Below are 24,821 nucleotides of genomic sequence, written 5' to 3'. Positions count from 1 at the left end.
CGCCCCAACCTTAGCCCATTCGTTCGGACATATATTCGCCCGGCGAAGCGGGAAAAACCACGGTCTTGTTGCCGTTGAGGAAGACACGGTGATGGATATGGGCATGAATGGCGCGCGCCAGAACCTGGCTTTCCACGTCCCTCCCGAGGCTCACATAATCCATGCCGCTCTGGGCATGGGTGACGCGGATCGTGTCCTGTTCGATGATCGGGCCTTCATCGAGATCAGCGGTGACGTAATGGGCCGTCGCGCCGATCAGTCGCACGCCCCGCTCATAGGCCTGCTTGTAAGGGTTTGCGCCCTTGAAGGAAGGCAGGAATGAATGGTGGATGTTGATGATGCGGCCAGACATTTCCTGGCACAGCCGTTCCGACAGAACCTGCATGTATCGCGCCAGCACGACGAGTTCCGCGCCTGCATCGCGCACCACCTGCAGTATGGCCGCCTCGGCTTCCGGTTTCGTCTCCGGCGTGACGCGAATGTGGTGAAAGGGAATATCCTCGTTCACCACCTGCTTCTGGTATTCGAGGTGATTGGAGATGACAGCGACAATCTCCACAGGCAATGCACCAATGTGGGAACGATAGAGCAGATCGTTCAGGCAATGGCCGAATCGTGAAACCATGATCACGACTTTCGTTTTCCGCGAGAGATCATGGATATCGTATTCCATGTCGAAGTCGGCGGCGACGGAAGCGAACCCTGCGACGAGAGCAGCGGGTTCCAACCCTTCTTCAGAAACGAAGCTCAGCCGCATGAAGAAGCGGCCCGTTTCCAGGTCGGTGAATTGCGAACTGTCGTTGATGTTGCAGCCGGACCGCGCGAGATATCCGGACACGGCGGCAACGATGCCGCTGCGTGCCGGGCACGAGACTTTCATGACATAGCTGGTCAAATCCTGCTCCCCTTGATGGATCAGCGATCGGGCACATTGGCGGTGATGCCGCCCTGCCCGATCATGGCTAACGAGACCGATAATAGCGTGTTACGCGCCGTAGATCGGGAAGTCCTCACACAGCGCTGCAACCTCGGCCCGCACGTTCGCCTCAATTTCAGCATTGCCTTCGGCACTGACAGCCAGCGCGTCGATGACGCGCAGGATCAGCACGCCGATCCGCTCGAATTCGGCCACGCCGAAACCGCGCGTGGTGCCGGCCGAACTGCCGAGCCGGATGCCCGAGGTGACGAAGGGCTTTTCCGGGTCGTTGGGAATGGAGTTTTTGTTGCAGGTGAGGCCTGCCCGCTCAAGCGCGATTTCGGCAACCTTGCCGGTGACGCCCTTCGGACGCAGATCGACCAGAACCATGTGGCTGTCGGTTCCACCAGAAACGATCCCCAGACCGCCATCCGTCAGCACTCGCGCCAGAGCCTGTGCATTGGCGATGACCTGACCGGCGTAGTCGGCAAAGTCCGGCCTCAGCGCCTCGCCGAAGGCCACGGCCTTGGCGGCGATGACATGCATCAGCGGGCCGCCCTGATTGCCGGGGAAGACGGCCGAATTCAGCTTCTTCGCCAGATCGGCGTCGTTGGTCAGGATGAAGCCGCCGCGTGGGCCGCGCAGGGTCTTGTGGGTCGTGGAGGTGACGACATGAGCGTGCGGCACCGGATTTGGATATTTGCCGCCAGCGATCAGGCCGGCATAATGGGCCATATCGACCATCAGATAGGCCCCTACCTCGTCGGCGATCTTGCGGAAGCCTTCGAAATCAATCTGACGCGGATAGGCCGAGGCGCCTGCGACGATCAGCTTCGGTTTCGTCTCCAGCGCCTTTGCCCGCACCTTTTCCATATCGATCAGATGCGTCTCGGCATCCACCTCATAGGAGACGACATCGAACCACTTGCCCGACATGGTGACCGGCGAACCGTGGGTCAGGTGGCCGCCATGGGCCAGCGAAAGCCCCATGATCCGGTCGCCCGGCTGAAGAAGCGCCAGAAACACCGCCTGATTGGCCTGCGCGCCGGAATGCGGCTGAACGTTCGCGAACTCCGCGCCGAAAAGTTGCTTCAGCCGGTCGATGGCGACCTGCTCGACCTTGTCGACGAATTCGCAGCCGCCATAATAGCGTTTGCCGGGATAACCTTCGGCATATTTGTTGGTCAGCACCGAGCCTTGCGCCGCTAGAACGTCGGCGGACACGATGTTTTCCGAAGCGATCAGCTCGATCTGGGTTTTCTGGCGATCGAGTTCCTCGGCGATGGCGTCGGCGATCACCGTATCCGAAACGGCATTATGGGACAGACGGTTGAGCATTGTTTCCTCCTCAAGGATCAGGCGATTTCGGCGGCAAGTTCCTTGCAGCCGGTTTCAAGCAAATGGCCGAGATGCGGCGCGAAACTGTTCCAGATATCCATACGGAAACCATCCGGCGCATCGCGCCACAGCACCACGGTCACGCCATCGAAAATCGTTCTGCGGGCCTCGCCAACCGGAATGGTGTCGATGTCGCGGGCGCAGCCGAGTGTCAAAAGCTCGGCGGCGAGCGGCCCCTTGATCGCGAGCGTCACTTCCCGCCCAGAAATATCGACGAGACTATGCGGATGGTCGGCATAAATGCCTGCGCAGACCGCAATCAACCCGTCGACCGCGCTAACGGGAGCAAGGATCGTCCATTCGTCGGGCCCAAGGCGCACGGCCTCGATTTCGCCTGCAGCAGTGCGAGCGCCGATCCGGTCGGGCAAGGTCAGGCCAAGGGCTGCATTGAGCGGTACCAGATCGCCGCGCGCACGCAGCGACAGCCGCCCTTGCGCGGCCAATATGCTGACCCGGGCTGCTTTGCTCTCGGCCAGCGTGCCGGGAACGGGGGAGGAAACGCGCATGTTCATTGTCATCTCCGGGTCAGATCTTCAGGCGGGTGTTTTCGGGATCGACAAAGACCATCCCGGTGATTTTTGCGGCAATCGTGCGTTCGGGCATCGGAATATAGACGGTCTCGCCCATCCGCTCATGGCCGCCCTCGACCAGCGCCAGCGCAATCGGCTGGCCAACCGCATCCGAATGATAGGATGAGGTGACATGACCGACCATTTTCATCGGGATCGGCTGTTTCGGATCGAAGACGATCTGCGCGCCCTCTTCCAGCTTCGAGCGGTCTTCGGTCAGAAGACCGACGAGGTGACGGCGGCCTTTGGCGACGAGATCGGGGCGAGCGAGACCGCGCTTGCCGACGAAATCCGGTTTGGTCTTGCCCACCGCCCAGCCCATCGCGGCATCATAGGGCGTGACCGTGCCGTCGGTATCCTGGCCGACGATGATGTAACCCTTTTCGGCACGCAGCACATGCATGGTTTCCGTGCCATAGGCGGTGATGCCGTATTGCTGGCCAGCCTCCCACAGGATTTCCCAGAGCTTGCCGCCAAGCGGCGCCGGCACGTTGACTTCGAAGCCGATCTCGCCGGTGAACGACACCCGGAACAGCCGCGCCGGCATGCCGGCCACCGTGCATTCCGCGCAGGACATATGCGGGAAAGCCTCTTCCGTCAGCTCGACGCCTTCGACCAGCGGAGCGAGCAGCTTTGCCGCATTCGGGCCGTTCAGCGCAATGGTAGACCATTGCTCGGTGGTGGAAGTCAGCCAGACGTTGAGATCCGGCCATTCGGTCTGGAGGTAATCCTCCATCATGTTCATCACCCTTGCCGCACCGCCGGTGGTGGTGGTGACGTGGAAGCGATCCTCGGTCATGCGGCCGATGACGCCGTCGTCGCGAATGAAGCCGTCATCACCCAGAAGCAGGCCGTAACGGCAGCGGCCGGGTGCGAGCTTCGACCACGGGTTGGTGTACATGCGGTTCATGAACTCGACCGCATCCGGCCCGACGACCTCGATCTTGCCGAGCGTCGAGGCGTCGAACATGCCGAGGCTTTGCCGCACCGCCCGGCATTCGCGGCCGACTGCCGCATCCATGTCTTCACCTGGTTTGGGGAAGTACCAGGCGCGCCGCCATTGGCCGACCGGTTCGTAGACCGCACCATGTTCCTCAGCCCAGCCGTCGATCTGCGTCTTGCGCGTCACCTCGAAATGCTGGCCGCGATGATAACCGGCGAAAGCGCCGAAGGTCGTCGGCGTATAGGGTGGGCGGAAGGTCGTCAGGCCGACTTCCGGCTGGCGTTTGCCGAGCGCTTCGGCAGCGATGTTGAGACCGTTAATATTGGACATTTTGCCCTGATCGGTCGCCATGCCGTTGGTGGTGTAGCGCTTGACGTGCTCGATGGAGCGCATGCCCTCGCGCACGGCCAGCCGCAGATCCTTGGCGGTCACGTCGTTCTGGTAATCGACGAAAGCCTTTGCCTTGCCGGCATCGCGATCGCTCGGCAATTCCGTCAGCGATACGCCGCTGCCGGTGCGGTCGTGCTCCACCGCATAGTCGCGGGCATCGCCCGTCTTGCCCAGGGCTGCAGCGATCTTCCGGCCCTGCTCGGTGCCATCCTTCAGCGCCGCTTCAATGCCCCAAAGCCCGCGCCCGGCGCCGGCAATCGCGCAATCCTCATTGGTCATGGCCGGCAGGAAGGTGGTCCGCTGGTCGTCCCAGGCAAGCTTGCCCTGCGTATGGGAAAACAGATGCAGCGACGGCGTCCAGCCGCCAGACATCAGCAACGCATCACAGGCGATTTCCTGCCCCGCGCCGACCGTGGAGCCATTCACCGGATTTACGCGGACCGATTTGACACGCAGCCGGCCCGAAGTCGCCGTCACGGTATGCGACAGCCGCACCGGAATGCCGAGCGCGCGCGCCTCGTTCACCAGTTCCTCGCGCACCTTCGCACGGGTATCGACGATGGCCTGCACCCGCGCGCCTGCGCCATGAAGATCGAAGGCGGCATACCAGGCGCTGTCATGGCTCGTCACCACCACCGGTCTGTTGCCGACCTTGACGCCGTAGCGGTTCAGATAGGTCTGGGCGGAGCCCGCCAGCATCACGCCCGGCCGGTCATTGCCATGGAAGACCAGTGGTTTTTCGAGAGCCCCCTGCGCCAGCACCACATGGCGCGCCCGCACCCGCCACAGGCGTTCACGCGGCATGTCCTTGGGCACGGTTTCGAGATGGTCGGTCAGCTTTTCGCAAAGGCCGATCATGTTCTGGTGGTAATAGGCAATCGCCGTCGTGCGGGTCATGACCCTGACGCCGCGCTCCTTCAGCGCCTTCAACTCGTCCGCCAGCCAGTTCCATGCTGGCTGGCCGTCGATCTGCGCCTGCGGCTCGGACAGCAGCGTCCCGCCGACTTCGGCATTTTCATCCACCAGCACGACCTTGAGACCATCGACCGCCGCTGCGCGCGCCGCAGCAAGACCCGCAGGACCGGCGCCGACGATCAGCACGTCACAATGCAGGTTGCGCGAGGCATATGTATCGGGGTCTTCTTCCGTGGGCGAGACGCCAAGACCGGCCGCCGCGCGGATGAAGGGCTCATAGACCTTGTTCCAGAAGCTCTTCGGCCACATGAAGGTCTTGTAGTAAAAGCCCGCAGAAAACAGCATATAGGCCATATCGTTGACTGCGCCGATATCGAATTTCAGGCTCGGATATTTGTTCTGCGAGGTGGTTTCCAGCCCGCTCCAGATTTCCTGCACCGTGGCGCGCGTGTTCGGCTCGAACCGGCCGGAGCCGCGGCGGGTGCCGATCAGCGCATTCGGCTCCTCGGAACCCGCAGCGACTGGCCCGCGCGGGCGGTGGTATTTGAACGAGCGGCCCATGAGATGTACGCCATTGGCGAGAAGCGCAGAGGCGACCGTATCCCCCTTTACACCGCGATAGGTCTTCCCATCGAAGGTAAAGCTTACCGAGCGGGCGGCATCCACCCGGCCACGGCCGGAAACGCGATAGGAACTCATTTCGACACCTCGGAGCTGGCTGGTGCGCTGGATAGGGAGGAGAGATCAGGACGCGGCTCGCCTGCGCTATAGGTCGTCAGGAAACGGTCGCTCACCGTGTCGCGCACCGCATTGAAGAAGCGGCCGCAGCCATGCAGGTGCCGCCAGCGCTCGAAATGCGGACCCCTAGCGTTTTCGCGGATGAACAGGAATTCTTCCCACTGTTCATCACTCTGAGATGAGGGGTCGGCCGCGCGCACGACATGGGCCTGCCCGGCATAGGTGAATTCGGCTTCGGGCAGCGTTTCATGGCAATAGGGGCAACGGATCAGCAGCATGGGTTAGCTCCTCAGTGCGCCACGGCAGCGGCGGCGGCCTCGTCGATCAGGCGGCCGGAGCGGAAACGCTCCAGCGTGAAAGGCGCGTTGATCGGGTGCGGTTCGTTTTTCGCAATGGTCCAGGCGAAGGTGTGGGCAGCGCCCGGCGTGGCCTTGAAACCACCCGTGCCCCAGCCGCAATTGACATAAAGCCCGTCGACCGGCGTCTTGCCGAGAATGGCCGAGCGATCCGGCGTGACATCGACGATGCCGCCCCATTTGCGCAGCATCCGCATGCGGTTGAAGATCGGGAAGATTTCGACGATGGCGGCGATCGTATGTTCGATCAACGGCAGGCCGCCGCGCTGCGAATAGGAGGTGTACTGGTCCGTACCCGAACCGATCACCAGCTCGCCCTTGTCGGACTGGCTGATATAGGCGTGAACCGCATTCGACATGACCACGCAGGGGAAGATCGGCTTGATCGGCTCGGATACCAGAGCCTGCAGCGGATAGCTTTCGAGCGGCAGGCGCACGCCTGCGGTATCCATGACCACCGAGGTGTGACCGGCAGCGGAAACCGCCACCTTCTTCGCCTTGATGAAACCCCGCGCCGTCTCGACACCCGCGACGGACCCGTCGGCATTGCGGCGAATGGCGGTGACCGGGCAATTCTGGATGATATCGACGCCACGGGCAGCAGCACCGCGGGCATAACCCCAGGCAACCGCATCGTGACGCGCCGTTCCCGCCCGCTCTTGCAACGCGCCGCCCATCACCGGGTAGCGGGCGTTTGGCGATATGCTCAAGGGCGGGCAATATTCCTTGCACTCCTCGACGCTCAGCCAGCGATTGTCGACACCGTTCAGACGGTTGGAATGGATGTGGCGCTTGAAGCTCTGCACGTCGTGGACATTATGGGCGAGCATCAGCACGCCGCGCCGGGAATACATGACGTTGTAATTCAGCTCCTGGCTCAAGTTCTCCCACAGATCGACGGCGTGATCGTAAAGACGCGCGCTTTCGTCGTAGAGATAGTTGGAGCGGATAATGGTCGTGTTGCGGCCGGTATTACCGCCGCCGAGCCAGCCCTTGTCGATGACGGCGACATTGGTGATACCGTGCTGGCTGGCCAGATAATAGGCCGCACCCAGACCGTGCCCACCGGCGCCGACGATGACCACGTCATATTCGGCTTTTGGCTGGCTATCGGGCCATTGCTCGTCCCAGTTCTTGTGGCCGGTCAGGGCATTCCGCAAGAGATTGAAGGCATTAAAACGCGTCATGAGCGGGCCTGCTGGTTGGAACTCTCGGTATTCAAAAGCCTACGGAGATTTATAGCGGCCGGGCTGGACAATAGCGTCTGTTTGCATGAATATTTGCGCCATGAGCTCTCATCGCGCCAAGAAACGCCTCAGCGTCGCCTTCCTGCTCGCCGACCGGTTCACGCTGTCGGCCTTCGCCAATTTCGTCGATGTGCTGCGTCTTGCTGCCGACGAGGCTGACCGTTCCCGGCCGATCCTGTGCGAATGGTCCGTGCTGTCGGCGACCCTCGGCAATGTGCAATCCAGCTGTGGTGTGAAGGTGCAACCGGATACGCGGCTCATCGACGCCGTGCATTACGACTATATCGTCGTTGTCGGCGGATTGATTAGCGACCACAGCGCCCTGCCGCCGGAGGCATTACGGTTCCTGAAAGACCGTGCGGCAGCGGGCACTCCCCTTGTCGGGCTCTGCACCGGCGTTTTTATTCTACATGAAGCCGGCCTGCTGGATGGTTATCGCTGCTGCGTGAGCTGGTTCCACCATCAGGATTTTCTCGACCGCTTCGACGCCGAGCAGATGGTCTCCGACCAGCTCTTCGTCATAGATCGCAACCGCCTGACCTGTTCGGGCGGCCATGGCGCTGCGCATCTGGCGGCGTTCCTTGTGGAGCGCCATGTCGGTCAGTCGGCCGCCATCAAAAGCCTTAATATCATGATGATCGACAGTGCGCTCAGCGGCGAAAAACCCCAGCCCGGCCAGCAGAGCGCCAGAACGGCAACCGATCCCCTGGTCAGAAAGGCGATCCTGCGCATGCAGCAGAACATCGAGGTTCCGAGAACCGTGCTGGAACTTGCGCGCGATCTCGGCCTTGGCCGACGCAGTCTCGAACGGCGTTTCCTTGGAGACCTGAAGGCAACGCCCTCCAAAGTCTATCTCGAGCTGCGGCTCGACCGCGCCCTTTCCCTCCTGCGCACCACGCGGGACCCGATCACCCAGATTGCGCTCGCCACCGGGTTTTGCGATGCGCCACACCTTTCCCGCACACTTCGTGCCGAGCGCGGCTTCAGCCCCAGCGAATATCGCAAGACGCAGATTGGCCACACGACAACGGACGAAGAATTCGCCGTCGGCGTGTTGTTGCCGCAACCCTAAGGCTTTGCTGTTCGCCTGCGAAAAGCCGGACCCTGCAAAAAATAGATCAATGTAATTGATATGGTCAGACTTGCACGTACAGGTATAAAAGTCCTCGATCCTGTTTAGGGAAGCCGTGGGGGGTATGGGATGAATTCAGAGCGTCGTGGCGTTCTCGCGCTTTTAGGTGGCCTTGTGCTGGGAAGACCGTCTGTCGGCAAGGCCGCGAGCAACGTTCCGGCAGTTGCCGAATCCCGCTCCGAATACCAACCCCGCCATGTCCTTTGTTTTCTCGGCCCGGAAAATGGTCTGGCAGCGCTGCAGCAGAGCGCTCGCGCCGCTATCGATAAATTTGCCGGCGATTTCAGTCTCGATGAGGATTATTCGCAGGATGAACCGGACGACAGGATGGAGCGCTCCTTCAATGTCTGCTGGGACCGTGTCGAGCCGGACGCCTATCAGGAGAGTGACGAGGAGGCAGTCGCAGGCCACGGCTCGGTTCTTTATGTGCTTGGCCCGTCAATGGCCGCGGAAACAGCCGTGGCGACCTGTGGGAAAGCCCTGATGTTCGTGCACCACATGCTCGATAGTGGCGCAGTTGCCGTAAAGGGTGAAAGCGCCGGCGTTGCCCATGGCGCGCAGCGGTGGAAGGAACTCTTCGAACAGTCGCGCCGTAACGCGGCAGCAAACGACGCCCTGGCATTCGCCAGAACCTGCCGTCTAGCCTTCGCGCGCCGGCCCATCGGCGGCGATGCCGACGGAATGGGGAGCGTCGGCTTTCATCTGGTCGGATTGCCTGACGTGGAGATACACTTCACCCGAAAAGACCAGCAGCAGCCCTCAACAAATAGCGAGCAACTGAAGATCGCCGCGCTGATTGACGATATTGCCGATCAAATGACCCGCGACGGCGTTGAAGCGGCCGTGAAGGATCGTCGTGCCGACCTGTCCGATGACACGCGGTATGAGGAGGACGAATACAAATTCAATCCGTTCGGCGTTGCGACCGTTCGAGACTACAAGCTTTGACGCCGCGCTTATAAAGATGCGGGGCCTGGGTCGCTCTCTCCGGCGACAAGCTGCATTGGCCAGACGCAGTAACGCGCCTGATTTGGGTAAAACGGCGCATAGGCCGGCATGGTAGACAGAAGCGTCTGGGCGACCGTCACGCCGAGGTCGTGCAGGGACATGCGGAAACTGGTCAATCGCGGTTCGAGAAACTGGCCGCGTGGACCATCGCGAAAACCGATGACCGCAAGATCCCGCCCGGGTTTCAGACCCACTTCCGCCAGACGGCGATAAAGGCCAAGGGCCATCAGCTCATAGATCAGCACAAGCGCGCTTGGCCGCGGCCGCATCTGCAGCCACTCGCTGGCGGCGTGATATCCACCCTGCTCGCTCGATTTCGCCCGGATGACCAGAGAAGGATCGTAAGCAATGCCGTTCTCCTCCAGTCCACGCCGGTACCCGTCCATGAAAACATAACCGAGATTGACGTCGCTATCGGGTGCGGCAACCGCAATGGTGCGATGGCCGGCAGCGGCGAGCCGGTTGACGGCGCTGCGCGCAACCTCCTCGAAGTCGAGATCGATCCATGCATGATCGGCGCTGGAAGAGGTGCGGCCGAGCGTTACGAAAGGCAAGCGGGTCTGCTTTAAAAAATCGACACGCTTGTCGACACGGCGGGTCGAGGAAATGATCATCGCATCCACCATGCGGCGCGCCACCATGCGCTTGAGATATTCGTCCGGGTCTTCCTCACCGGGACAAGGCAGAACGATAAGATCGAGATTGTGAGCGGAAAATACGCTTTGCAAACCATCCGTCACTCCCATGAAGAAGTTGTCGGAGTTCTCCACCGTCTGCGCGTCGCTGCCGGTCATCAGGCCGATGACGTTAGTGGTCCCCTGCCTGAGGCTGCGGCCTGACTGGTTGGCGACATAGCCAAGTTTTTCCGCCGCCTCCAGAACACGCCGCCGCGTCTCCTCGTTAACGTCGGGCTTGCCGTTCAAGGCACGGGAAACGGTGCCTATCGATATCTCCAGATAGTCGGCAAGCTGACGAATTCCTTTCATGCACTCCCCCTCCTGAGCCGGGTACGAAATATGCGTCCCCAATAACGGTATTGACATATCTAACATGATCATCCTAGTGTCGTAAACGTTTACGAAGCTCTGCGCAAAGAGGAGTTTGCCCAGAGACCGGGGAGAGAAGATGACATACAACGCCGTTTTATGCGGGTGCGGAGCAATGGCCAAAGGCTGGCTGCGCGCCATTCAATCGACGCCGGACATTCTCGGCGCGGTCAAGATCGTCGGTCTCGTCGATCTGAACGAAGATACGGCACGCGCGCTTGCCGAAGAATTCTCCCTCACCGACGTCATCATCGGCACCGATCTCCGCGATGTCCTCGCACGGACCAAAGCCGACATCCTGTTCGATATCGTCATCCCGCAGGCACGGTATGCCGTGGTTGAAACCGGCCTTGCGGCCGGGTGCCATGTGCTCAGCGAAAAGCCGCTTGCGGCCTCGATGGAAGAAGCCGAAAAGCTGGTGGAACTGGCGGAAAAGGCCGGAAAAATTCATGCTGTGGTGCAAAACCGGCGCTTTATCTCCGGCATCCGGCGGCTGCGCCGGGCCGTGGAAGACGGCATTATCGGTGATTTGACGGCGATTCACTGCGACTTTTTCCTGGGGCCCCATTTCGGCGGTTTCCGCGAGGAGATGAAGAATGTTCTTCTTCTCGACATGGCAATCCACACCTTCGATGCGGCGCGTTTCGTCGCCGACGAAAAGCCGCTCTCCGTGTTTTGCGTGGAGAAAAATCCGGCCGGCTCCTGGTACGCACACGGGGCAAGCGCCAATGCCATATTCGAATTCTCCAACGATGTGGTCTTCACCTATCGCGGCTCCTGGTGCGCGGAAGGCGAAAGAACCAGCTGGGAAGCCCGCTGGCGGCTGATTGGCTCCAAGGGCATGATCCTCTGGGACGGCGAAGACAATTTCTCCGCATCCGTCGCCGGCGAAGAGCCGGGTCTTCTACGCGGATTCAAGACCGTAAACGTTTCCGATAGTATTTCCGAGAAGGATACGCATGGCCACGCCAGCGTCATACTCTCGTTTCTTCAATCCATCCGTACCGGCCAGATGCCGGAAACGGCCTCCTTCGACAACATCAACAGCCTGGCAATGGTGATCGGCGCGATTGAAAGCGCCCGCATCGGCCAGCGTGTTTCCATCGCAGCATAAGGACCGACAGAAGTGAGCAATCCGGCAAAATCCATCCGCATCGGCACCATGGTCAGCGCCACCAAGGGACAGGCGGCTGAACGCATCGGGCAGATAGCCGATCTTGGTTTCGAAAGCTTCGAACCGTTCTTCTGGCAGACGACCAACGGCCAGGACCTTGCCGAGCTTGGCAAGCGTTCACTTGACGCGATCGGTGACCGCGACATCACCATCGGCACGCTCGGCATGTTCGGCAACCCGCTGGAGGAAACGGAAATCGACCTTCAGACCTTGCAGGGCTGGAAAGACTGCATCGACAATGCCCACCACTTCGGTGCAACCTGCGTTGCCGGTTTCACCGGCCGCCTGCGCGGAAAGCCGCTGCCTGAGAGCCTGCCCCGTTACAAGGAAATCTGGAGCGAGCTTGCCAAACGCGCAGCGGACAAGGGCGTGAAGATCGCCTTTGAAAATTGCGCCATGGACGGCAACTGGCAGACCGGCGACTGGAACATCGCCCATAATCCGGATGCGTGGGAACTGATGTTCAACGAAACGCCGGACGACAATATCGGCATCGAGTGGGAACCCTGCCACCAGATGGTTTATCTCATCGATCCGCTGCCGCAGATCCGCAAATGGGCGGACAAGATTTTCCACGTGCACGGCAAGGATGCGACCATTCGCTGGGATGTCATCCGCGAGCATGGGATTTTCGGCAAGGAAAAATTCGTCTTCATGCGCACGCCGGGCTTCGGCGACAGCAACTGGACGGACATTATTTCGGAACTGCGCCTGGCCGGCTGGTCCGGCTCGATCGACATTGAAGGCTGGCATGACCCCGTCTATCGCGACGCGCTGGAAATGACGGGACAGGTACATGGCCTGAACTATCTGAAACATTGCCGGGGCGGCGATTTTGTCGTCGATCCCACCTGAGGAATGGAAGCCTTTGGGAGAAGGCTTCCAGTAATTGCAGAGACGATAACCAAGAGGAGGAGATTATTATGGGTATCGCGAAATGCATGATCGCCGGTGCGCTTGTTCTGGCAGGCGTATCCGCCGGTGCGATGGTGGCGAATGCGGAAGATGTGACCTTGACCCTGTGGTCGCTGGACAGGGACATCCAGCCGGCACCCAACCTCGTGAACGAGTTTAACAAGCTCAATAACGGCATCAAGATCGAATACCGGCAATTGCAGTTCGATGATGTGGTGAGCGAATCCATGCGCGCCTACTCGACCGGCAACGCGCCCGATATCATCGCCATCGACAACCCAAACCACGCCATGTTCGCCGCACGTGGCGCGTTTCTTGACGTGACGGATATGATTGCGAATTCGAACGTCATCAAGACGGCAAACTATTTTCCGGGTCCGCTGAAATCCGTAACCTGGGACGGCAAATATTTCGGCGTTCCGAAGGCGACGAATACGATCGCGCTCTATTACAACAAGGACCTGTTCAAGGCAGCCGGTCTCGATGCGGCAAAACCGCCGCAGACCTGGGACGAGCTTGTGGAAGCTGCCCGCAAGCTGACCAACCCCGCCAAGAATGTTTACGGCATCAGCTTCAGCGCCAAGGCCAACGAGGAAGGCACCTTCCAGTTTCTGCCATGGGCGCAGATGGCCGGCGCCACCTACAAAAACATCAATACCGATGGCGCGGTGAAGGCGCTTGAAACATGGAAGACCCTTCTCAGTGAAAAGCTGGCCTCGCCGGATACGCTGACGCGCAGCCAGTGGGATTCCACCGCCACCTTCAACGCCGGCAACGCGGCCATGGTGATCTCCGGCCCGTGGGAAATCGACCGCATGCTCAAGGACGCCAAGTTCGACTGGGGCGTGACGCTACTGCCGGTTCCGACGCCGGACGCGCCGCGGTCTTCGGCCATGGGCGACTATAACTGGGCGATCTTCTCCAAGAGCAAACATCCCGCCGAAGCCTTCAAGGCCATCGAATTTTTCGCCTCGCAGGACAAGGACATGTTCAAGAACTTCGGGCAATTGCCGGCGCGTTCCGATATTCCCGTTCCGCCCACCGGCAACGCGCTGAAGGACGAAGCACTCAAGACCTTTATCGAGCAGCTCAAATATGCGCAGCCGCGCGGTCCCTCGCCTGAATGGCCGAAGATTTCCAAGGCGATCCAGGACGCTATCCAGGGTGCCCTGTCGGGTCAGATGACGCCGAAGGCCGCGCTCGATCAGGCCGCTGAAAAGATAAAGCTGATCGAAAGCTGATCTGTCTGGGCGGGCGGCCGGGTTCACCCGGCCCCATCCAAGGGGTTCCTCCCGGTGGGGCTGCCTGCTGCTTTATGCAGCGGCGGCCCCGATCGGAGCTTGTGAGGATGTTTCATGAAAAAACTGTTTTCCAGCGTCAGCGACGGTCGTGGTTTCGACCTCATCCTTGTCGCTTTTCCTTTGGGCTTCCTGTTCGTCATGGCGGGCCTGCCGCTCATCTACAACATCGTCATGAGCTTTCAGGAAGTCGACATGTTCAGCCTGGGCACCTTCGTGCGCCCATTTGTCGGTTTCCGCAATTATGTCGATCTCTTCCGGCAGCCTGAAACCCTGCCGATCCTTTTCAACACCGTCACCTTTGTCGTCACCTCGATTGCCGGGCAATTCGCCATCGGCTTCGGTCTGGCGCTGTTCTTCTGGGTGAACTTTCCCGGCGCCACCTGGCTGCGCGGGCTGTTTCTCGTTTCCTGGGTCATGCCCGGCCTCGTCGTCGGCGCGATCTGGAACTGGATATTATCAGGCGATTTCGGCGTGCTGAATTTCTTCCTGCGGGAAAGCGGCATGATCTCAGGCAATATCTTCTGGCGATCGGACGCGAATTTTTCGCTCTGGGCCGTTGTCATCGCCAATATCTGGCTCGGCACCTCGTTCAACATGATCCTTCTTTCTGTCGGCCTCGCCTCCATCCCCGGCGATCTCTACGAAGCGGCGGAGCTGGATGGCGCGAACGCCTGGCAGCGTTTCTACACCATCACCCTGCCGATGATGCGTTCTACCATCGGCGCGATCATCTCGCTCGGCCTGATCTTCACGCTTCAGCAGTTCGATCTTTTCGCCGCCATCACCGATGGCGGGCCCAACAACAGTTCCAACGTGGCGCAATATTGGGCCTGGGATCTGTCATTCCGGCAATATGATTTCGGCAAGGGCGCGACGATCTCCGTCATCATGATCGTCTTCGTCATGCTGGCTTCCGTCGTTTATGTGCGCTCGACACGGCATGAGGTGCGCGGATGAGTATCACGACCCGCAACCGGTTGATGCTGGCAATCGCCATCGTGCTTGCCGTCATCTATCTCTTTCCGCTCTACTGGATGTATCTGACCTCGCTGAAAAGCGGCTCGGAGATGTTTGCGAACCCGCCGGGCTTCTGGCCGGCCGATCCGCAATGGCAGACCTATGCCTATGTCTGGGAAAGCCGCAATATGGGCCGTTATCTGTGGAATTCGGTGCTCATTGCTTCAAGTGCCGTGGCGCTCATCACCGTGCTTGGCGTTGGCTGCGCCTATGTCCTGGCGCGCTATCGCAACGTCTGGGTTGATATCGGCCTCTTCCTCATCCTCATGCTGCAGGTTCTGCCGGCATCCCTGATGATTACGCCGATCTTCGTCGGCTTCTCGCAAGTGGGTCTGCTGGATTATCCCCGCCTGTCGGTCATTCTCGCCATTGCGGCGAAAAGCATGCCCTTCTTCGTGGTGCTGGTGCGCGCAACCTTCATGGCGGTGCCGCAGGAGCTGGAAGAGGCCGCGCTTGTGGACGGCAATTCCCGCGTCGGCGCCTTCTTCAACATCGTGCTGCCGCTTGCCAGAAACGGCATTCTCGTCAGCGCCATTCTCATTTTCATGCAGGCATTCGGGGAATTCGTCTATTCGAAATCGATGATCCAGGCGGCTGAATTGCAGCCTGCCAGTGTCGGCCTCAATTCCTTCATGGGCCCCAACACCAGCGAATGGAACAACATCATGGCCTATGCGACCATGTATGTGACGCCCATTCTTGCCCTGTTCATTCTCTTGCAGCGCCGCATCGTTTCCGGCCTGACATCGGGAGCGTTAAAATGACCCTTCAGATCGAACTTTCCGGCGTAAACAAATATTACGGTGCCTTTCACGCGCTGAAGAACATCCATCTTTCCATCAAGAAGGGCACCTTCGTCGCCCTCGTCGGCCCGTCCGGTTGCGGAAAGTCCACCTTGCTGCGTTCGCTGGCGGGGCTGGAAACCATATCGAGCGGCGACATGCGCATTGCAGGCACGTTGATGAACGGTGTGCCGCCGCGCAAGCGCGATGTGGCGATGGTGTTCCAGTCCTATGCGCTCTACCCGCACATGACGGTGGAGGAGAACCTGACCTATTCGTTGCGCATGCGCGGCGTGGCAAAAGCGGAAGCCCGCAAGGCGGCAGAGGAGGTTGCAGCCACCACAGGCCTGTCAAAGCTGATGAAGCGCTATCCGCGCGAACTTTCCGGCGGGCAGCGCCAGCGTGTGGCGATGAGCCGCGCGATCATCCGCAACCCGCAGGCATTCCTGTTCGACGAACCGCTCTCCAATCTAGACGCGGCCCTGCGTGTGCACATGCGCAAGGAAATTCGAGCGTTGCACGACCGCCTGCACGCCACCTCGGTCTATGTTACCCATGACCAGATAGAGGCGATGACGATGGCGGATCACGTCGTCGTCATGCGCGACGGCGTGATCGAACAGCAGGGCACGCCACTGGAATTATACGACCGCCCGGTCAATCGTTTTGTTGCCGGCTTCATCGGTTCACCGGCAATGAATTTCATTCCGGCAACGGTCAGCCCGGACGGCGCGGCGCTTCAGCTGCGTTTCAGTGAAGGCGAGCCGCAGCAATCCATCAAAAACCCGGCTCCCTTATCGCCCGGCAAGCGTGTCATCGTTGGTATCAGGCCGGAACACATCCGGCCGCGAACCGCAACCGGCGCGGCGCTGACGTTACCTGTTTCAGCCGTGGAAACCACAGGTTCGGCCACCTTCCTCACCCTTGGCACATCGACCGAAGTGGTCATCGCTATACAGGGACGCAGTGAGGTCAGGAGCGGCGAAGTCGTCGGCCTCGACATCAACCCGACCGACCTGCATTTGTTTGATGAAGAAACCGGAGCCGGCCTCGGAGGCCGGTGAAACGAACCATGGGGCCTATCCGGACCGGACGGCCCTTCGGGCTTTCCGATCCGCAACGAGGCGAAAGCTTCAGCGCCCCATGATGATGTCGAGGATGTTGCGGCGCGCGGTTGCGGAGGTGGCGGTGGCCCGGCCAACCTCGCGGGCGGCGATGGCGGGCGAACCGGAGCCTTCAATATCCACCCACCGACCGGCATGTTCCGTGGATTGACGCTTGAGATAGGTATAGGGCGTTTCGTCCCAGCGAAAGATCTTCGATTTCATATTGTCGAGAATGAAATCTCCGCGGTCCGTTCTCACCGTGAGGATGGCATGGCCATCGCCTTTTTCGTCCCGGACAACGGTGATCAGCAGATCGGAAACCGGGAAACCGGCATCCATAAGCCGTTTCCGTTTCTCCAGCGTGAGGTCCTCGCAGTCTCCCGCGCCGTTATAGGGATACTCCCAATAGTCCTCGTAACCCCATACTTCCATGTCGGAACGCTGGTCGATTTCGACGTTGACTGCGCTGTTGATCGAAACAAGGGTAGCCCAGACATCAGGGGTAAGACTGAGCGGCGGCATTTCCTTGACCGGCTGACATTCATCCGCGTGACGCTTGCAGAAATCGTAATGCCCGATGGGCTGCGACGTGAACTTGCCCGTCTGCATCGAAGGAGACGCCTGCACCGGCGCAGCCAAACCCGCGACGGCCAGAATGAAACATGCTTGCAGCAATTTGATGAGATGGGTCATGTTCGTCTCCTGACGGCATGACCTACCGGTGGCGATTTGAGTTCACATGAAACAAAATGCTCGACTTTTAACGAACCCGATAATTCCGCTCCCGATGGTCCCGACAAGGAGCGGCGTTGCCTGGGATCACGCCTCGGGGAGCCACGGCATCTGAACGGTCAGCAACGGTAAAGTGAGCAGCGGGAACTTGCCACGCCGGGGCGGCCTGCCTATGAAGAGGCCGTCACGCAATAATAATCCACATATTAGAGAACGCTGCATGAGCCTGTTTGCGAAGACCACCCGCGCGGCCGCTGTCATTCTGGCACTGGCCTGCCTGCCCTCAAATGCCGCAGCGCAGCAGATGGTGGTCGTACCTCCCGGAAACCGCTCCGCCCAACAGCCGGAAATACCTCAGGCTTCGGCGATCAGGACCAGGGCGTTCTCCACGACCTATGAGGAAAAATTCCGCAAGACGGTCGATCTTCTAAACAGCGAACCCGGTCTCCTCGGCAAGATCAGGAAGGCGGGATCGGCCTATGGCATCGACCCGATCCATATCGTCGGCGCCATCGTAGGTGAACACACTTTCAACGTCACCGCCGTGGACCGCCTGCAGACATATTACGTCAAGGCCATTTCCTATGCGGAACTCGATATAAAATTCAGCTATCAGGGCGTTGCCCTGAAGACGTTTCTCGAGCGTCCGGAATTCCGATCCTGCGCGACGCTTGCCAGGACATCCGAGCAATGGAGCTGCCGCGATATCGTTTGGGATGCAAGTTTCCGCGGCAAAGTCGTCGATGGCGTGAGCTATGAAGCGATTTCGTTCCAGCGGGCCTTCTTCCAGCCCTTCTATGCCGGACAGACCTTTGGTCTTGGCCAGATCAGCCCGTTGACGGCGCTGCAGGTCACCGATCTCGTAAACAGAACCAGTGGTCTGCCGAAACTCTCCGCCGACAGGCCGAAAGAGATTTACCGCGACGTCATGGATCCTGACCGGAGCATCATCTACATCGCCGCTATCCTTCGAGATTCCATCGACGCCTACAGGGAAAAAGGCTTCGACATTTCCGGCAATCCCGGCATCACCGCCACCCTCTACAATGTCGGCCAACCCCGGCGTCGCGCCGAACGCCTGCGGACGGCCGTGGATGCAGGCGCAAAGAACCTGCTGCCGGTTGAAAACTACTATGGATGGCTTATCAACGAGCGCCTCGACGTTCTGAGAGGCATCCTCGATGGCAAGGCCATCGACAAGCGAACCACCTCGGATATCGGCGAAAAAACGCGATAACGCACCTGCCGGGAGGATTGCAAATCCGCCTCGCAAAGGATGATGCACGCAAAACGCTTTCCCGACCGCCCGGAATCTGCTACTGCCACGTGCACAAGAATTGACTGATAGTGGGATAATTCCGCGATATGCCTGACGAAGGCGACAGTACCGACGGTAGTCGACACCGAACGAGGCTGGCTTGCGTAAAGCGAAGCCAGCCTCGTCCTTTCTTGTTTTCTTCAACGAAACGGGTTTCAACCTCGGATGTTCAGTCCGGGGCTTTTTGCGTTCGCGCCCGTTCCCATAAAGGCCCCTGACCATGGAATTCCTCGCAGATCCAAATATCTGGATCGGCCTCGTTACCCTTATCGTCCTCGAAGTCGTCCTCGGCATCGACAACCTCGTTTTCATCGCGATCCTCGCCGACAAGCTGCCGCCGCATCAACGCCACAAGGCGCGGATCGTCGGTCTGTCGCTGGCGCTAGTCATGCGCATCCTGCTGCTGTTTTCGATTTCATGGATCGTGACGTTGACGCGGCCGCTGTTTCAGGTTGCGGACTTCTCCTTCTCCGGGCGCGACCTCATCCTCATTCTCGGTGGTGCGTTCCTGCTCGCCAAGGGAACGATGGAACTGCACGAACGGCTGGAGGGCGCGCATAAGCCGAAACAGGGCAAGGTCGTCCATGCCGTCTTCTGGCAGGTGATCGTGCAGATCGTCGTGCTCGATGCAGTATTCTCCCTCGACAGCGTCATCACCGCCATCGGCATGGTCAACAATCTCTGGGTGATGATTACCGCCGTCTGTGTGGCCATGGCCGTGATGATGGCAGCATCGAAGCCACTGATGAGTTTCGTGTCGAAACACCCGACCGTGGTCATTCTCTGCCTTGGCTTCTTGTTGATGATCGGCTTCAGCCTGATCGTCGAAGGCTTCGGCTTCCACCTTCCCAAGGGTTATCTCTATGCCGCAATCGGCTTTTCCGTGCTCATCGAGGCGGCAAACCAGATTGGCAGGCGCAATCGCGAAAGACGTATCACCGCCGGTGATATGCGAGAGCGGACGTCCGATGCCATTCTGCGGCTTCTGGGCGGCCGTGTCGGCGAAGAACAGTCCCTTGGCGAGACAGCCGACGTCATCGCGGCACAGGCGGCACGAAGCGACCTGTTCAAATCCGAGGAAAAGGACATGATCCGCGGTGTCCTTACGCTTGCCGAGCGCCCCGTTGTCTCAATCATGACGCCGCGGACGGAAATCGACTGGCTCGATGTCGACGCCGATCACGATACGCTGAGGAACCGCCTGCTGGAACTCGACCATTCCCGCCTGATGCTCGCGCAGGGCAAGCTGGATGCGTTCCTCGGTGTCGCCGCAACGAGGGACTTGCTGCGCGATCTTCTGCATGACGGCAAATTGAACCTCGAGCGCTCGCTGCGCCAACCCCTCGTCGTGCATGAAAGCGCCACCGCGTTGCAGGTCATGGAGCAGCTGCGCAAATCCCCGCTCCAGATGGCCGTCATCGTCGACGAATACGGCACGCTTCAGGGAATAACGACGCCTACCGACATTCTCGAGGCTATCGCCGGCGAATTTCCGGATGAAGGCGAGGAATCGCAGATTTCGGAACGGGCAGAGGACGGTTCCTGGCTGCTGGACGGCGCCGTCGACGTCAGACGCGTATCCTATCTGCTGGATATCGATCTGGTGGACGAGGACGATCGTTATTCCACCGTCGCTGGCTACATCCTCTGGCGCCTCAATCGCCTTCCCGAGATCGGCGAACGTGTTTCCGGCGACGGGTTCGAGTTCGAGATCGTTTCCTGCTCGGACAGAAACATCGAAAAGGTCCGGGTCTGGAACACTACGCTTCCCGAGGCGTGAGTTGGAAAAATCCCGAACCCGCTTCGAAATGACGACGTGACGTGCAAGCCACGGCACGTCTCCACATTTGCATCACCAAGGAAGCGGCCCGACCGGTGAAAACCGTCCTCCGCTCTAGTGGGCGGCATCGATCATGGTAATCCACCCGGCGGCGCGGCGGGCTGCTTCCGCGAGCACAGGTTTCGGCGCCTTGTACCATTCGTTTTCCGGTAGCTCGCGCTTCACGCGCACGAAGCTGATGGCATCGTCGAGCGTCGGGAATTCCACCGGCAATGTCAGATGCAGAAAGAGCGCAACAACGGCGACGGAACGCGAACGGCCGCCGCGGCAATTGATCAGCACGCTGCCGCGCTCGCGCCGGGGATAGGACGGCTTGTCGGGCAGGATCTGTTCGAGCGCCGCCCGCAGGATGTAATGGGCCGCAACCATCTGGGTATCGGGATTTCCATCGCCGTCGATCAGACCGATCTTGTAATAACGTATTTCGCCGGGTCCATAGACGCTGCCTTCATGATCGGAAACGATCTGCGGCTGCTCCACGAAGTTGAAGTCGAGATTGACGGCACAATTGACGACGGTGGTGATGCCGTTTTCACGCAGAAGCTTCAGATCGCTGGCGCCTTCCTTACCTGAAATGAAGAGATCGACGCCATAAAGTGGGTGCTGCTCATAGATGCGGCTGAGCTTCGGCAATTCGCCGGTTTCCTGTTCGCGGGATAGGGTCTTTTCCGGTTGCGGCATGTCTTGTCTCCATCGGCGCCGATGTGGCGGCCGTCATGTCCTTGCTTCAGGCGTTTGCAGCGGTCTGGCTTGGCGGGATCGCTGCCCTGGCTATGCGGCTTGCGGATATGGATCGCGCCACCCGCTGCAATGTCTGGTAATTCGCCCCCTCGCCCGTGGCGATATAGCCGGGGCAGAGAAAATCGGCCGACCCCTCCGCCACCTTTCCCAACGTCAGCGGCTCGTATGTTCCCCCGGCATTCCTAAGAATGAGGATGGCTGCTGCCACATCCCAGGCGTTGACGCCGAAGCCCGCGGCAGCATCCGTCCAGCCGGCCGCCACATGCGCGATGCTGAGGGCAGCGCTGCCAGGCCGGCGCAGCGTCGAGAAAGTCTCGACGAGCGCACCGAAATTGGAAAGCGCCGCATCCCGCCCATCCAGCCGGAAATCACGTGAGACCGGATAGCCAGTGATAAGCGTCGCCCGGGTTTCATCTGCAACGCTGCGGGAGCGCAGCTTGTCGCCGTTGAGATAAGAAGCCTCGAGGTCGGCGGAAAACATCTGGTCAGTCACGGGATCGTACACCACGCCGGCAACGGCTTCCCCACCGATGACGGCGGCAATCGATACGCACCAGAAGGCAAGGCCACGGGCAAAATTTGCCGTGCCGTCAATCGGATCGACATACCATTGCACCTCGCCGTTGCCGATCTGGCCACCCTCTTCGCCCATGATCGCCGAATTCGGCTCCCGCTCGAGAATGACGGCGCGGATCGCGGCTTCGGCGCGTTTGTCGTGAATGGTGACGATGTCGTGGAGATCGACCTTGTAGTCCACCGCCATATCAGAGCGGAATGCCGCCAGCAACGGATCGCGCACGGCACGCGCCGCCGCTTCGGCGATTTTCATCAGCCGCACCGAACGGGAAAGCGCCTCCTCATTTCCAGATTTGTTTTCAGTCGAAGAAGGGCTTTGCATCGGCATATCCAGTCTGTTTTTTTCGCAAAGGAGGGACCGGCGCGGTAGGACCGCGCCAGCCGGGATTATTTCCTGTAGTTGACGCGCCAGACGTCCTGCCATTCCTCGCGACGATCGAAATCGTTGAGGCCGGTGGCGGACTCGTAACCCATCAGCCTGTCGGCAACCTTCATCAGCCCCGACGGCTCGTCGGCCGGCATCTTGATGTCGATATTGGTCGGCAGCTTGCCGTCCTTCATCTGCGGTGCGATGCCCTCTTCCGTCAGGATATAGTGGACGAAGAGTTTCGCCATGTTCGGGCTTTTGGTCTTGGAGGCGATGAGCCCAAGCTTGATGTAGGTCCAGCCGACCCAGGGATCGAGACCAGTGCAGAGGCCGAGCTTGTAGCCCTTGTCGGCATTGTCGCGGAACTTGGCAGAGCTGAGCAGGCCGAAGAAGGGCTGCTTCTGGCCGGGTGCGCCGACGGCCTCTGCCACCGGGTCATCGCCATCGGTGGCAAGCGGGCCGTTCTGCGCCAGCGCCTTGATCCAGGCTGCGGCCGCATCCTTTTCGATATCCTTGCCAAAATGGGCCTTGTAGGCGGCCGCCACCTTCTCGTTGCCGTGGGCTTCGAGCTGGTTGAACCAGTCCGTATAGGTGCTCTTGCTTAAGGGATCGACCATGGCGACCTTGCCTTTCCATTTCGGCTCGGTCAGTTCCCAGATGTTGGTCACCGGGCATTTATCATAGGCTTCCGTATTGTAAGCCCAGACATTGGCGTTGGTGGAGATAGCCAGCGGGTTCTGGAACTGCGCCGGGATTTTCGCAACCATGTCGCCCGGCAGGTAATTCTCGACAAAACCCGCCGGCAGAAGCTGCGCGAGCGCCGATGGCGCATCGGTGATCAGCACCACGTCGCCCTGCACGTTGCCGGACTGGCTTTCGCGGATGATCATTTCCAGCTGGCTGTTGGCGGAAACCTTCACGCCTGTCGCCTTTAACCCGTATTTGGCGCTGAACTTGTCGGCCATCTCCACGATCTTGCCGGTGCTGTCGTAGATATTGATCGGCTTTTCCTGCTTCGCCGCCGCCAAGATCGTATCGAGATCGAAGGTTTCTTCGGCTGCAGCCCCCATTGCGGATATGCCTGCAACGGCGATGGCTATCGCCGTCATCGGTAAAAATCTGCTTCTTCTCATCGTTCCCCTCCCAAGGAAAAGGCAAAGCAGGCTCGCGCCCGCCCTGCCGTTATTTTTTGTAGTTCACACGCCAGAAATCCTGCCAGCCTTCGCGCTTGTCGAGGTCGTCGGCCGCCGTTGCGGCATCAAAGGCCATCAACTCGTCGAGATGATCGGCTACCCGCGATGGTTCGTCCGCCGGCAGACCGATTTTCGTGTTGCCGGAGATTTTGCCATCGACCGTCTGCGGCGCGATGCCCTCTTCCGTCATCAGATAGTGAAGGAAGAGCTTTGCAGCATTCGGGCTTTTGGTCTGCCCGGCAATCAGGCCGAAGCCGGGATAGAGGAAACCGGAAAACGGTTTGACGCCGCTGCAAAGACCGAGCTTCAGCCCCTTGGCCTCATTATCGCGGTATTTCGCCGCCGAGGTGATGACGAAAAAGGGATCGGTCTGTCCCGGAGCGCCCGCCGCATCGGCAACCGTGCTCGAGTCCGTCAGCAGGGGAGCGTTCTCGGCAAAGGCCTTCACCCAGGCAGCCGTCGCGCTTTTTTCGCCCGTTTCCAGCTTCTTGCCGTAAAGCACCTCATAGGCCTTGGCGACATCGGCATCATGATGGGTTTCGATCTGGTTGAACCAGTCCGCATAAAGCGGCTTGTCGAAGAGATCGAGCATGGCAAGCTTGCCCTTCCAACGCGGCTCCGTCAGTTGCCAGATGTTGGTGACCGGGCATTTGTCGTACTTCTCGGTATTGTAGGTCCACACATGCGGATCCGAAACGACCACGAGCGGATCGCGCAGCTTTTGCGGAATATCGCTTTCCATATCCGGTGGCGACCAGCTGGTGGCAATGCCTTCCGGCAGAAGTTCCCCCATGGCGGAGGCGACATCCGTTGCGACGCTGACATCGCCGACGACATTGCCGGCGCGATGTTCGCGGATCATCAACTCGACCTGCGTTGCCTCGTTCACTTTCTTGCCGCTTGCCTGCACGCCATATTTGGCGGTGAAGGCCTGCGCAGTGTCGACGATCTTGCCGGTCACCGCATAAACGGTGATCGGTTTTTCCTTCTTCGCGGCGTCGATGAGCGCATCGAGATTAAAGGCGTCCTGCGCGTGGGCAACACCGCCAAGCGCCAGCGAGAAGATGAGGGAAAGGGCTGAAGCCGCCATCCGCCGCCGCC

22 protein-coding genes are annotated in these 24,821 nt (G+C 59.9%); 10 read left to right on the top strand and 12 right to left on the bottom strand.

Annotation, left to right across the window (positions count from 1 at the left end; translation table 11 throughout):
* Window positions 1–10: 10 nt before the first annotated feature.
* The 6 genes from purU to CRP02_RS10095 all read right to left on the bottom strand — a co-directional run bounded on the left by purU (window position 11) and on the right by CRP02_RS10095 (window position 7,412).
* Complete coding sequence (gene purU, locus CRP02_RS10120) at window positions 11–895, bottom strand: formyltetrahydrofolate deformylase (protein ID WP_097170979.1); 885 nt, start codon at window positions 893–895, stop codon at window positions 11–13.
* Between the two features lie 90 nt (window positions 896–985).
* Window positions 986–2,254, bottom strand: coding sequence for a serine hydroxymethyltransferase (gene glyA / locus CRP02_RS10115; RefSeq protein ID WP_097099556.1), 1,269 nt, complete (start codon window positions 2,252–2,254; stop codon window positions 986–988).
* A gap of 17 nt (window positions 2,255–2,271) precedes the next feature.
* Entirely contained in the window at window positions 2,272–2,826 is a 555-nt protein-coding gene (gene soxG / locus CRP02_RS10110; protein ID WP_179783979.1) for a sarcosine oxidase subunit gamma family protein, read from the bottom strand.
* A 13-nt stretch (window positions 2,827–2,839) separates the two neighbouring features.
* A complete protein-coding gene (locus CRP02_RS10105; RefSeq protein ID WP_097170977.1) occupies window positions 2,840–5,830 on the bottom strand; it encodes a sarcosine oxidase subunit alpha in 2,991 nt (996 codons plus the stop codon).
* Window positions 5,827–6,147, bottom strand: a complete 321-nt coding sequence (locus tag CRP02_RS10100; RefSeq protein ID WP_097099559.1) for a sarcosine oxidase subunit delta — start codon at window positions 6,145–6,147, stop codon at window positions 5,827–5,829. Before CRP02_RS10100 ends, CRP02_RS10105 begins: the two co-directional genes overlap by 4 nt.
* Before the next feature lie 11 nt (window positions 6,148–6,158).
* Window positions 6,159–7,412, bottom strand: a complete 1,254-nt coding sequence (locus tag CRP02_RS10095; protein ID WP_097099560.1) for a sarcosine oxidase subunit beta family protein — start codon at window positions 7,410–7,412, stop codon at window positions 6,159–6,161.
* An 85-nt stretch (window positions 7,413–7,497) separates the two neighbouring features.
* Here CRP02_RS10095 and CRP02_RS10090 point away from each other — a divergent pair, with 85 nt between their 5' ends.
* The gene (locus CRP02_RS10090) at window positions 7,498–8,544 is read left to right on the top strand and encodes a GlxA family transcriptional regulator (RefSeq protein ID WP_179783978.1); all 1,047 of its coding nucleotides are present in this window, start codon (window positions 7,498–7,500) and stop codon (window positions 8,542–8,544) included.
* Window positions 8,545–8,673: 129 nt separating this feature from the next.
* Window positions 8,674–9,552 carry a hypothetical protein gene (locus tag CRP02_RS10085; protein WP_097170976.1) on the top strand — a complete coding sequence of 293 codons (879 nt, stop codon included), beginning with the start codon at window positions 8,674–8,676 and terminating at the stop codon, window positions 9,550–9,552.
* 8 nt (window positions 9,553–9,560) lie between these two features.
* On the opposite strand, the gene CRP02_RS10080 is transcribed toward CRP02_RS10085, so the two are convergent.
* Complete coding sequence (locus CRP02_RS10080; RefSeq protein ID WP_097170975.1) at window positions 9,561–10,598, bottom strand: LacI family DNA-binding transcriptional regulator; 1,038 nt, start codon at window positions 10,596–10,598, stop codon at window positions 9,561–9,563.
* Between the two features lie 139 nt (window positions 10,599–10,737).
* Here CRP02_RS10080 and CRP02_RS10075 point away from each other — a divergent pair, with 139 nt between their 5' ends.
* From CRP02_RS10075 to CRP02_RS10050, 6 genes are all read left to right on the top strand, one after another.
* Window positions 10,738–11,772: a Gfo/Idh/MocA family protein gene (locus CRP02_RS10075; protein WP_097170974.1), complete on the top strand. Its 1,035-nt coding sequence runs from the start codon at window positions 10,738–10,740 to the stop codon at window positions 11,770–11,772.
* Window positions 11,773–11,784: 12 nt separating this feature from the next.
* On the top strand, window positions 11,785–12,687 hold the full coding sequence (locus tag CRP02_RS10070; RefSeq protein WP_045019392.1) for a sugar phosphate isomerase/epimerase family protein: 903 nt from the start codon (window positions 11,785–11,787) through the stop codon (window positions 12,685–12,687).
* 68 nt (window positions 12,688–12,755) lie between these two features.
* Window positions 12,756–13,988, top strand: coding sequence for an ABC transporter substrate-binding protein (locus CRP02_RS10065; protein WP_097170973.1), 1,233 nt, complete (start codon window positions 12,756–12,758; stop codon window positions 13,986–13,988).
* A gap of 114 nt (window positions 13,989–14,102) precedes the next feature.
* A complete protein-coding gene (locus CRP02_RS10060; RefSeq protein ID WP_097099567.1) occupies window positions 14,103–15,005 on the top strand; it encodes a carbohydrate ABC transporter permease in 903 nt (300 codons plus the stop codon).
* Window positions 15,002–15,829: a carbohydrate ABC transporter permease gene (locus CRP02_RS10055; protein WP_003518166.1), complete on the top strand. Its 828-nt coding sequence runs from the start codon at window positions 15,002–15,004 to the stop codon at window positions 15,827–15,829. The genes CRP02_RS10060 and CRP02_RS10055 overlap by 4 nt, the downstream gene beginning before the upstream one ends.
* A complete protein-coding gene (locus CRP02_RS10050; RefSeq protein WP_097099568.1) occupies window positions 15,826–16,911 on the top strand; it encodes an ABC transporter ATP-binding protein in 1,086 nt (361 codons plus the stop codon). Before CRP02_RS10055 ends, CRP02_RS10050 begins: the two co-directional genes overlap by 4 nt.
* A gap of 69 nt (window positions 16,912–16,980) precedes the next feature.
* Here CRP02_RS10050 and CRP02_RS10045 read toward each other — a convergent pair whose 3' ends face one another.
* On the bottom strand, window positions 16,981–17,646 hold the full coding sequence (locus CRP02_RS10045) for a transglutaminase-like cysteine peptidase (protein WP_097170972.1): 666 nt from the start codon (window positions 17,644–17,646) through the stop codon (window positions 16,981–16,983).
* A gap of 259 nt (window positions 17,647–17,905) precedes the next feature.
* Here CRP02_RS10045 and CRP02_RS10040 point away from each other — a divergent pair, with 259 nt between their 5' ends.
* Both CRP02_RS10040 and CRP02_RS10035 read left to right on the top strand, forming a co-directional pair.
* Complete coding sequence (locus CRP02_RS10040; RefSeq protein ID WP_097170971.1) at window positions 17,906–18,922, top strand: DUF1402 family protein; 1,017 nt, start codon at window positions 17,906–17,908, stop codon at window positions 18,920–18,922.
* A gap of 301 nt (window positions 18,923–19,223) precedes the next feature.
* Window positions 19,224–20,783, top strand: coding sequence for a TerC family protein (locus CRP02_RS10035; RefSeq protein ID WP_097170970.1), 1,560 nt, complete (start codon window positions 19,224–19,226; stop codon window positions 20,781–20,783).
* Between the two features lie 114 nt (window positions 20,784–20,897).
* On the opposite strand, the gene CRP02_RS10030 is transcribed toward CRP02_RS10035, so the two are convergent.
* From CRP02_RS10030 to CRP02_RS10015, 4 genes are all read right to left on the bottom strand, one after another.
* A complete protein-coding gene (locus CRP02_RS10030; protein ID WP_097170969.1) occupies window positions 20,898–21,524 on the bottom strand; it encodes a dual specificity protein phosphatase family protein in 627 nt (208 codons plus the stop codon).
* A gap of 46 nt (window positions 21,525–21,570) precedes the next feature.
* Window positions 21,571–22,488 (bottom strand): inositol monophosphatase family protein, encoded by a 918-nt coding sequence (locus CRP02_RS10025; protein WP_179783977.1) that lies wholly within the window; start codon window positions 22,486–22,488, stop codon window positions 21,571–21,573.
* 59 nt (window positions 22,489–22,547) lie between these two features.
* Window positions 22,548–23,636 (bottom strand): ABC transporter substrate-binding protein, encoded by a 1,089-nt coding sequence (locus CRP02_RS10020; protein WP_097170968.1) that lies wholly within the window; start codon window positions 23,634–23,636, stop codon window positions 22,548–22,550.
* A gap of 73 nt (window positions 23,637–23,709) precedes the next feature.
* Window positions 23,710–24,810: an ABC transporter substrate-binding protein gene (locus CRP02_RS10015; protein ID WP_097170967.1), complete on the bottom strand. Its 1,101-nt coding sequence runs from the start codon at window positions 24,808–24,810 to the stop codon at window positions 23,710–23,712.
* Between the last annotated feature and the right edge of the window lie 11 nt (window positions 24,811–24,821).

Origin of the sequence: Rhizobium sp. AN5, from assembly GCF_900215255.1 — a bacterium.
GTDB classification, from domain to species: domain Bacteria; phylum Pseudomonadota; class Alphaproteobacteria; order Rhizobiales; family Rhizobiaceae; genus Agrobacterium; species Agrobacterium tumefaciens.
Note: the sequence above shows the minus strand (reverse complement) of the source record. Positions and strands in the feature narration are given on the sequence as shown.

What these genes read in the sequence shown, in the direction of transcription:
- CRP02_RS10045 (WP_097170972.1), bottom strand. Translation starts at nt 17,646, where the DNA reads ATGACCCATCTCATCAAATTGCTGCAAGCATGTTTCATTCTGGCCGTC.
- CRP02_RS10065 (WP_097170973.1), top strand. Translation starts at nt 12,756, where the DNA reads ATGGGTATCGCGAAATGCATGATCGCCGGTGCGCTTGTTCTGGCAGGC.
- CRP02_RS10095 (WP_097099560.1), bottom strand. Translation starts at nt 7,412, where the DNA reads ATGACGCGTTTTAATGCCTTCAATCTCTTGCGGAATGCCCTGACCGGC.
- CRP02_RS10100 (WP_097099559.1), bottom strand. Translation starts at nt 6,147, where the DNA reads ATGCTGCTGATCCGTTGCCCCTATTGCCATGAAACGCTGCCCGAAGCC.
- soxG (WP_179783979.1), bottom strand. Translation starts at nt 2,826, where the DNA reads ATGAACATGCGCGTTTCCTCCCCCGTTCCCGGCACGCTGGCCGAGAGC.
- CRP02_RS10015 (WP_097170967.1), bottom strand. Translation starts at nt 24,810, where the DNA reads ATGGCGGCTTCAGCCCTTTCCCTCATCTTCTCGCTGGCGCTTGGCGGT.
- CRP02_RS10075 (WP_097170974.1), top strand. Translation starts at nt 10,738, where the DNA reads ATGACATACAACGCCGTTTTATGCGGGTGCGGAGCAATGGCCAAAGGC.
- CRP02_RS10080 (WP_097170975.1), bottom strand. Translation starts at nt 10,598, where the DNA reads ATGAAAGGAATTCGTCAGCTTGCCGACTATCTGGAGATATCGATAGGC.
- CRP02_RS10055 (WP_003518166.1), top strand. Translation starts at nt 15,002, where the DNA reads ATGAGTATCACGACCCGCAACCGGTTGATGCTGGCAATCGCCATCGTG.
- CRP02_RS10060 (WP_097099567.1), top strand. Translation starts at nt 14,103, where the DNA reads ATGAAAAAACTGTTTTCCAGCGTCAGCGACGGTCGTGGTTTCGACCTC.
- CRP02_RS10085 (WP_097170976.1), top strand. Translation starts at nt 8,674, where the DNA reads ATGAATTCAGAGCGTCGTGGCGTTCTCGCGCTTTTAGGTGGCCTTGTG.
- CRP02_RS10020 (WP_097170968.1), bottom strand. Translation starts at nt 23,636, where the DNA reads ATGACGGCGATAGCCATCGCCGTTGCAGGCATATCCGCAATGGGGGCT.
- CRP02_RS10025 (WP_179783977.1), bottom strand. Translation starts at nt 22,488, where the DNA reads ATGCCGATGCAAAGCCCTTCTTCGACTGAAAACAAATCTGGAAATGAG.
- CRP02_RS10040 (WP_097170971.1), top strand. Translation starts at nt 17,906, where the DNA reads ATGAGCCTGTTTGCGAAGACCACCCGCGCGGCCGCTGTCATTCTGGCA.
- CRP02_RS10105 (WP_097170977.1), bottom strand. Translation starts at nt 5,830, where the DNA reads ATGAGTTCCTATCGCGTTTCCGGCCGTGGCCGGGTGGATGCCGCCCGC.
- CRP02_RS10050 (WP_097099568.1), top strand. Translation starts at nt 15,826, where the DNA reads ATGACCCTTCAGATCGAACTTTCCGGCGTAAACAAATATTACGGTGCC.
- CRP02_RS10030 (WP_097170969.1), bottom strand. Translation starts at nt 21,524, where the DNA reads ATGCCGCAACCGGAAAAGACCCTATCCCGCGAACAGGAAACCGGCGAA.
- glyA (WP_097099556.1), bottom strand. Translation starts at nt 2,254, where the DNA reads ATGCTCAACCGTCTGTCCCATAATGCCGTTTCGGATACGGTGATCGCC.
- CRP02_RS10035 (WP_097170970.1), top strand. Translation starts at nt 19,224, where the DNA reads ATGGAATTCCTCGCAGATCCAAATATCTGGATCGGCCTCGTTACCCTT.
- CRP02_RS10090 (WP_179783978.1), top strand. Translation starts at nt 7,498, where the DNA reads ATGAATATTTGCGCCATGAGCTCTCATCGCGCCAAGAAACGCCTCAGC.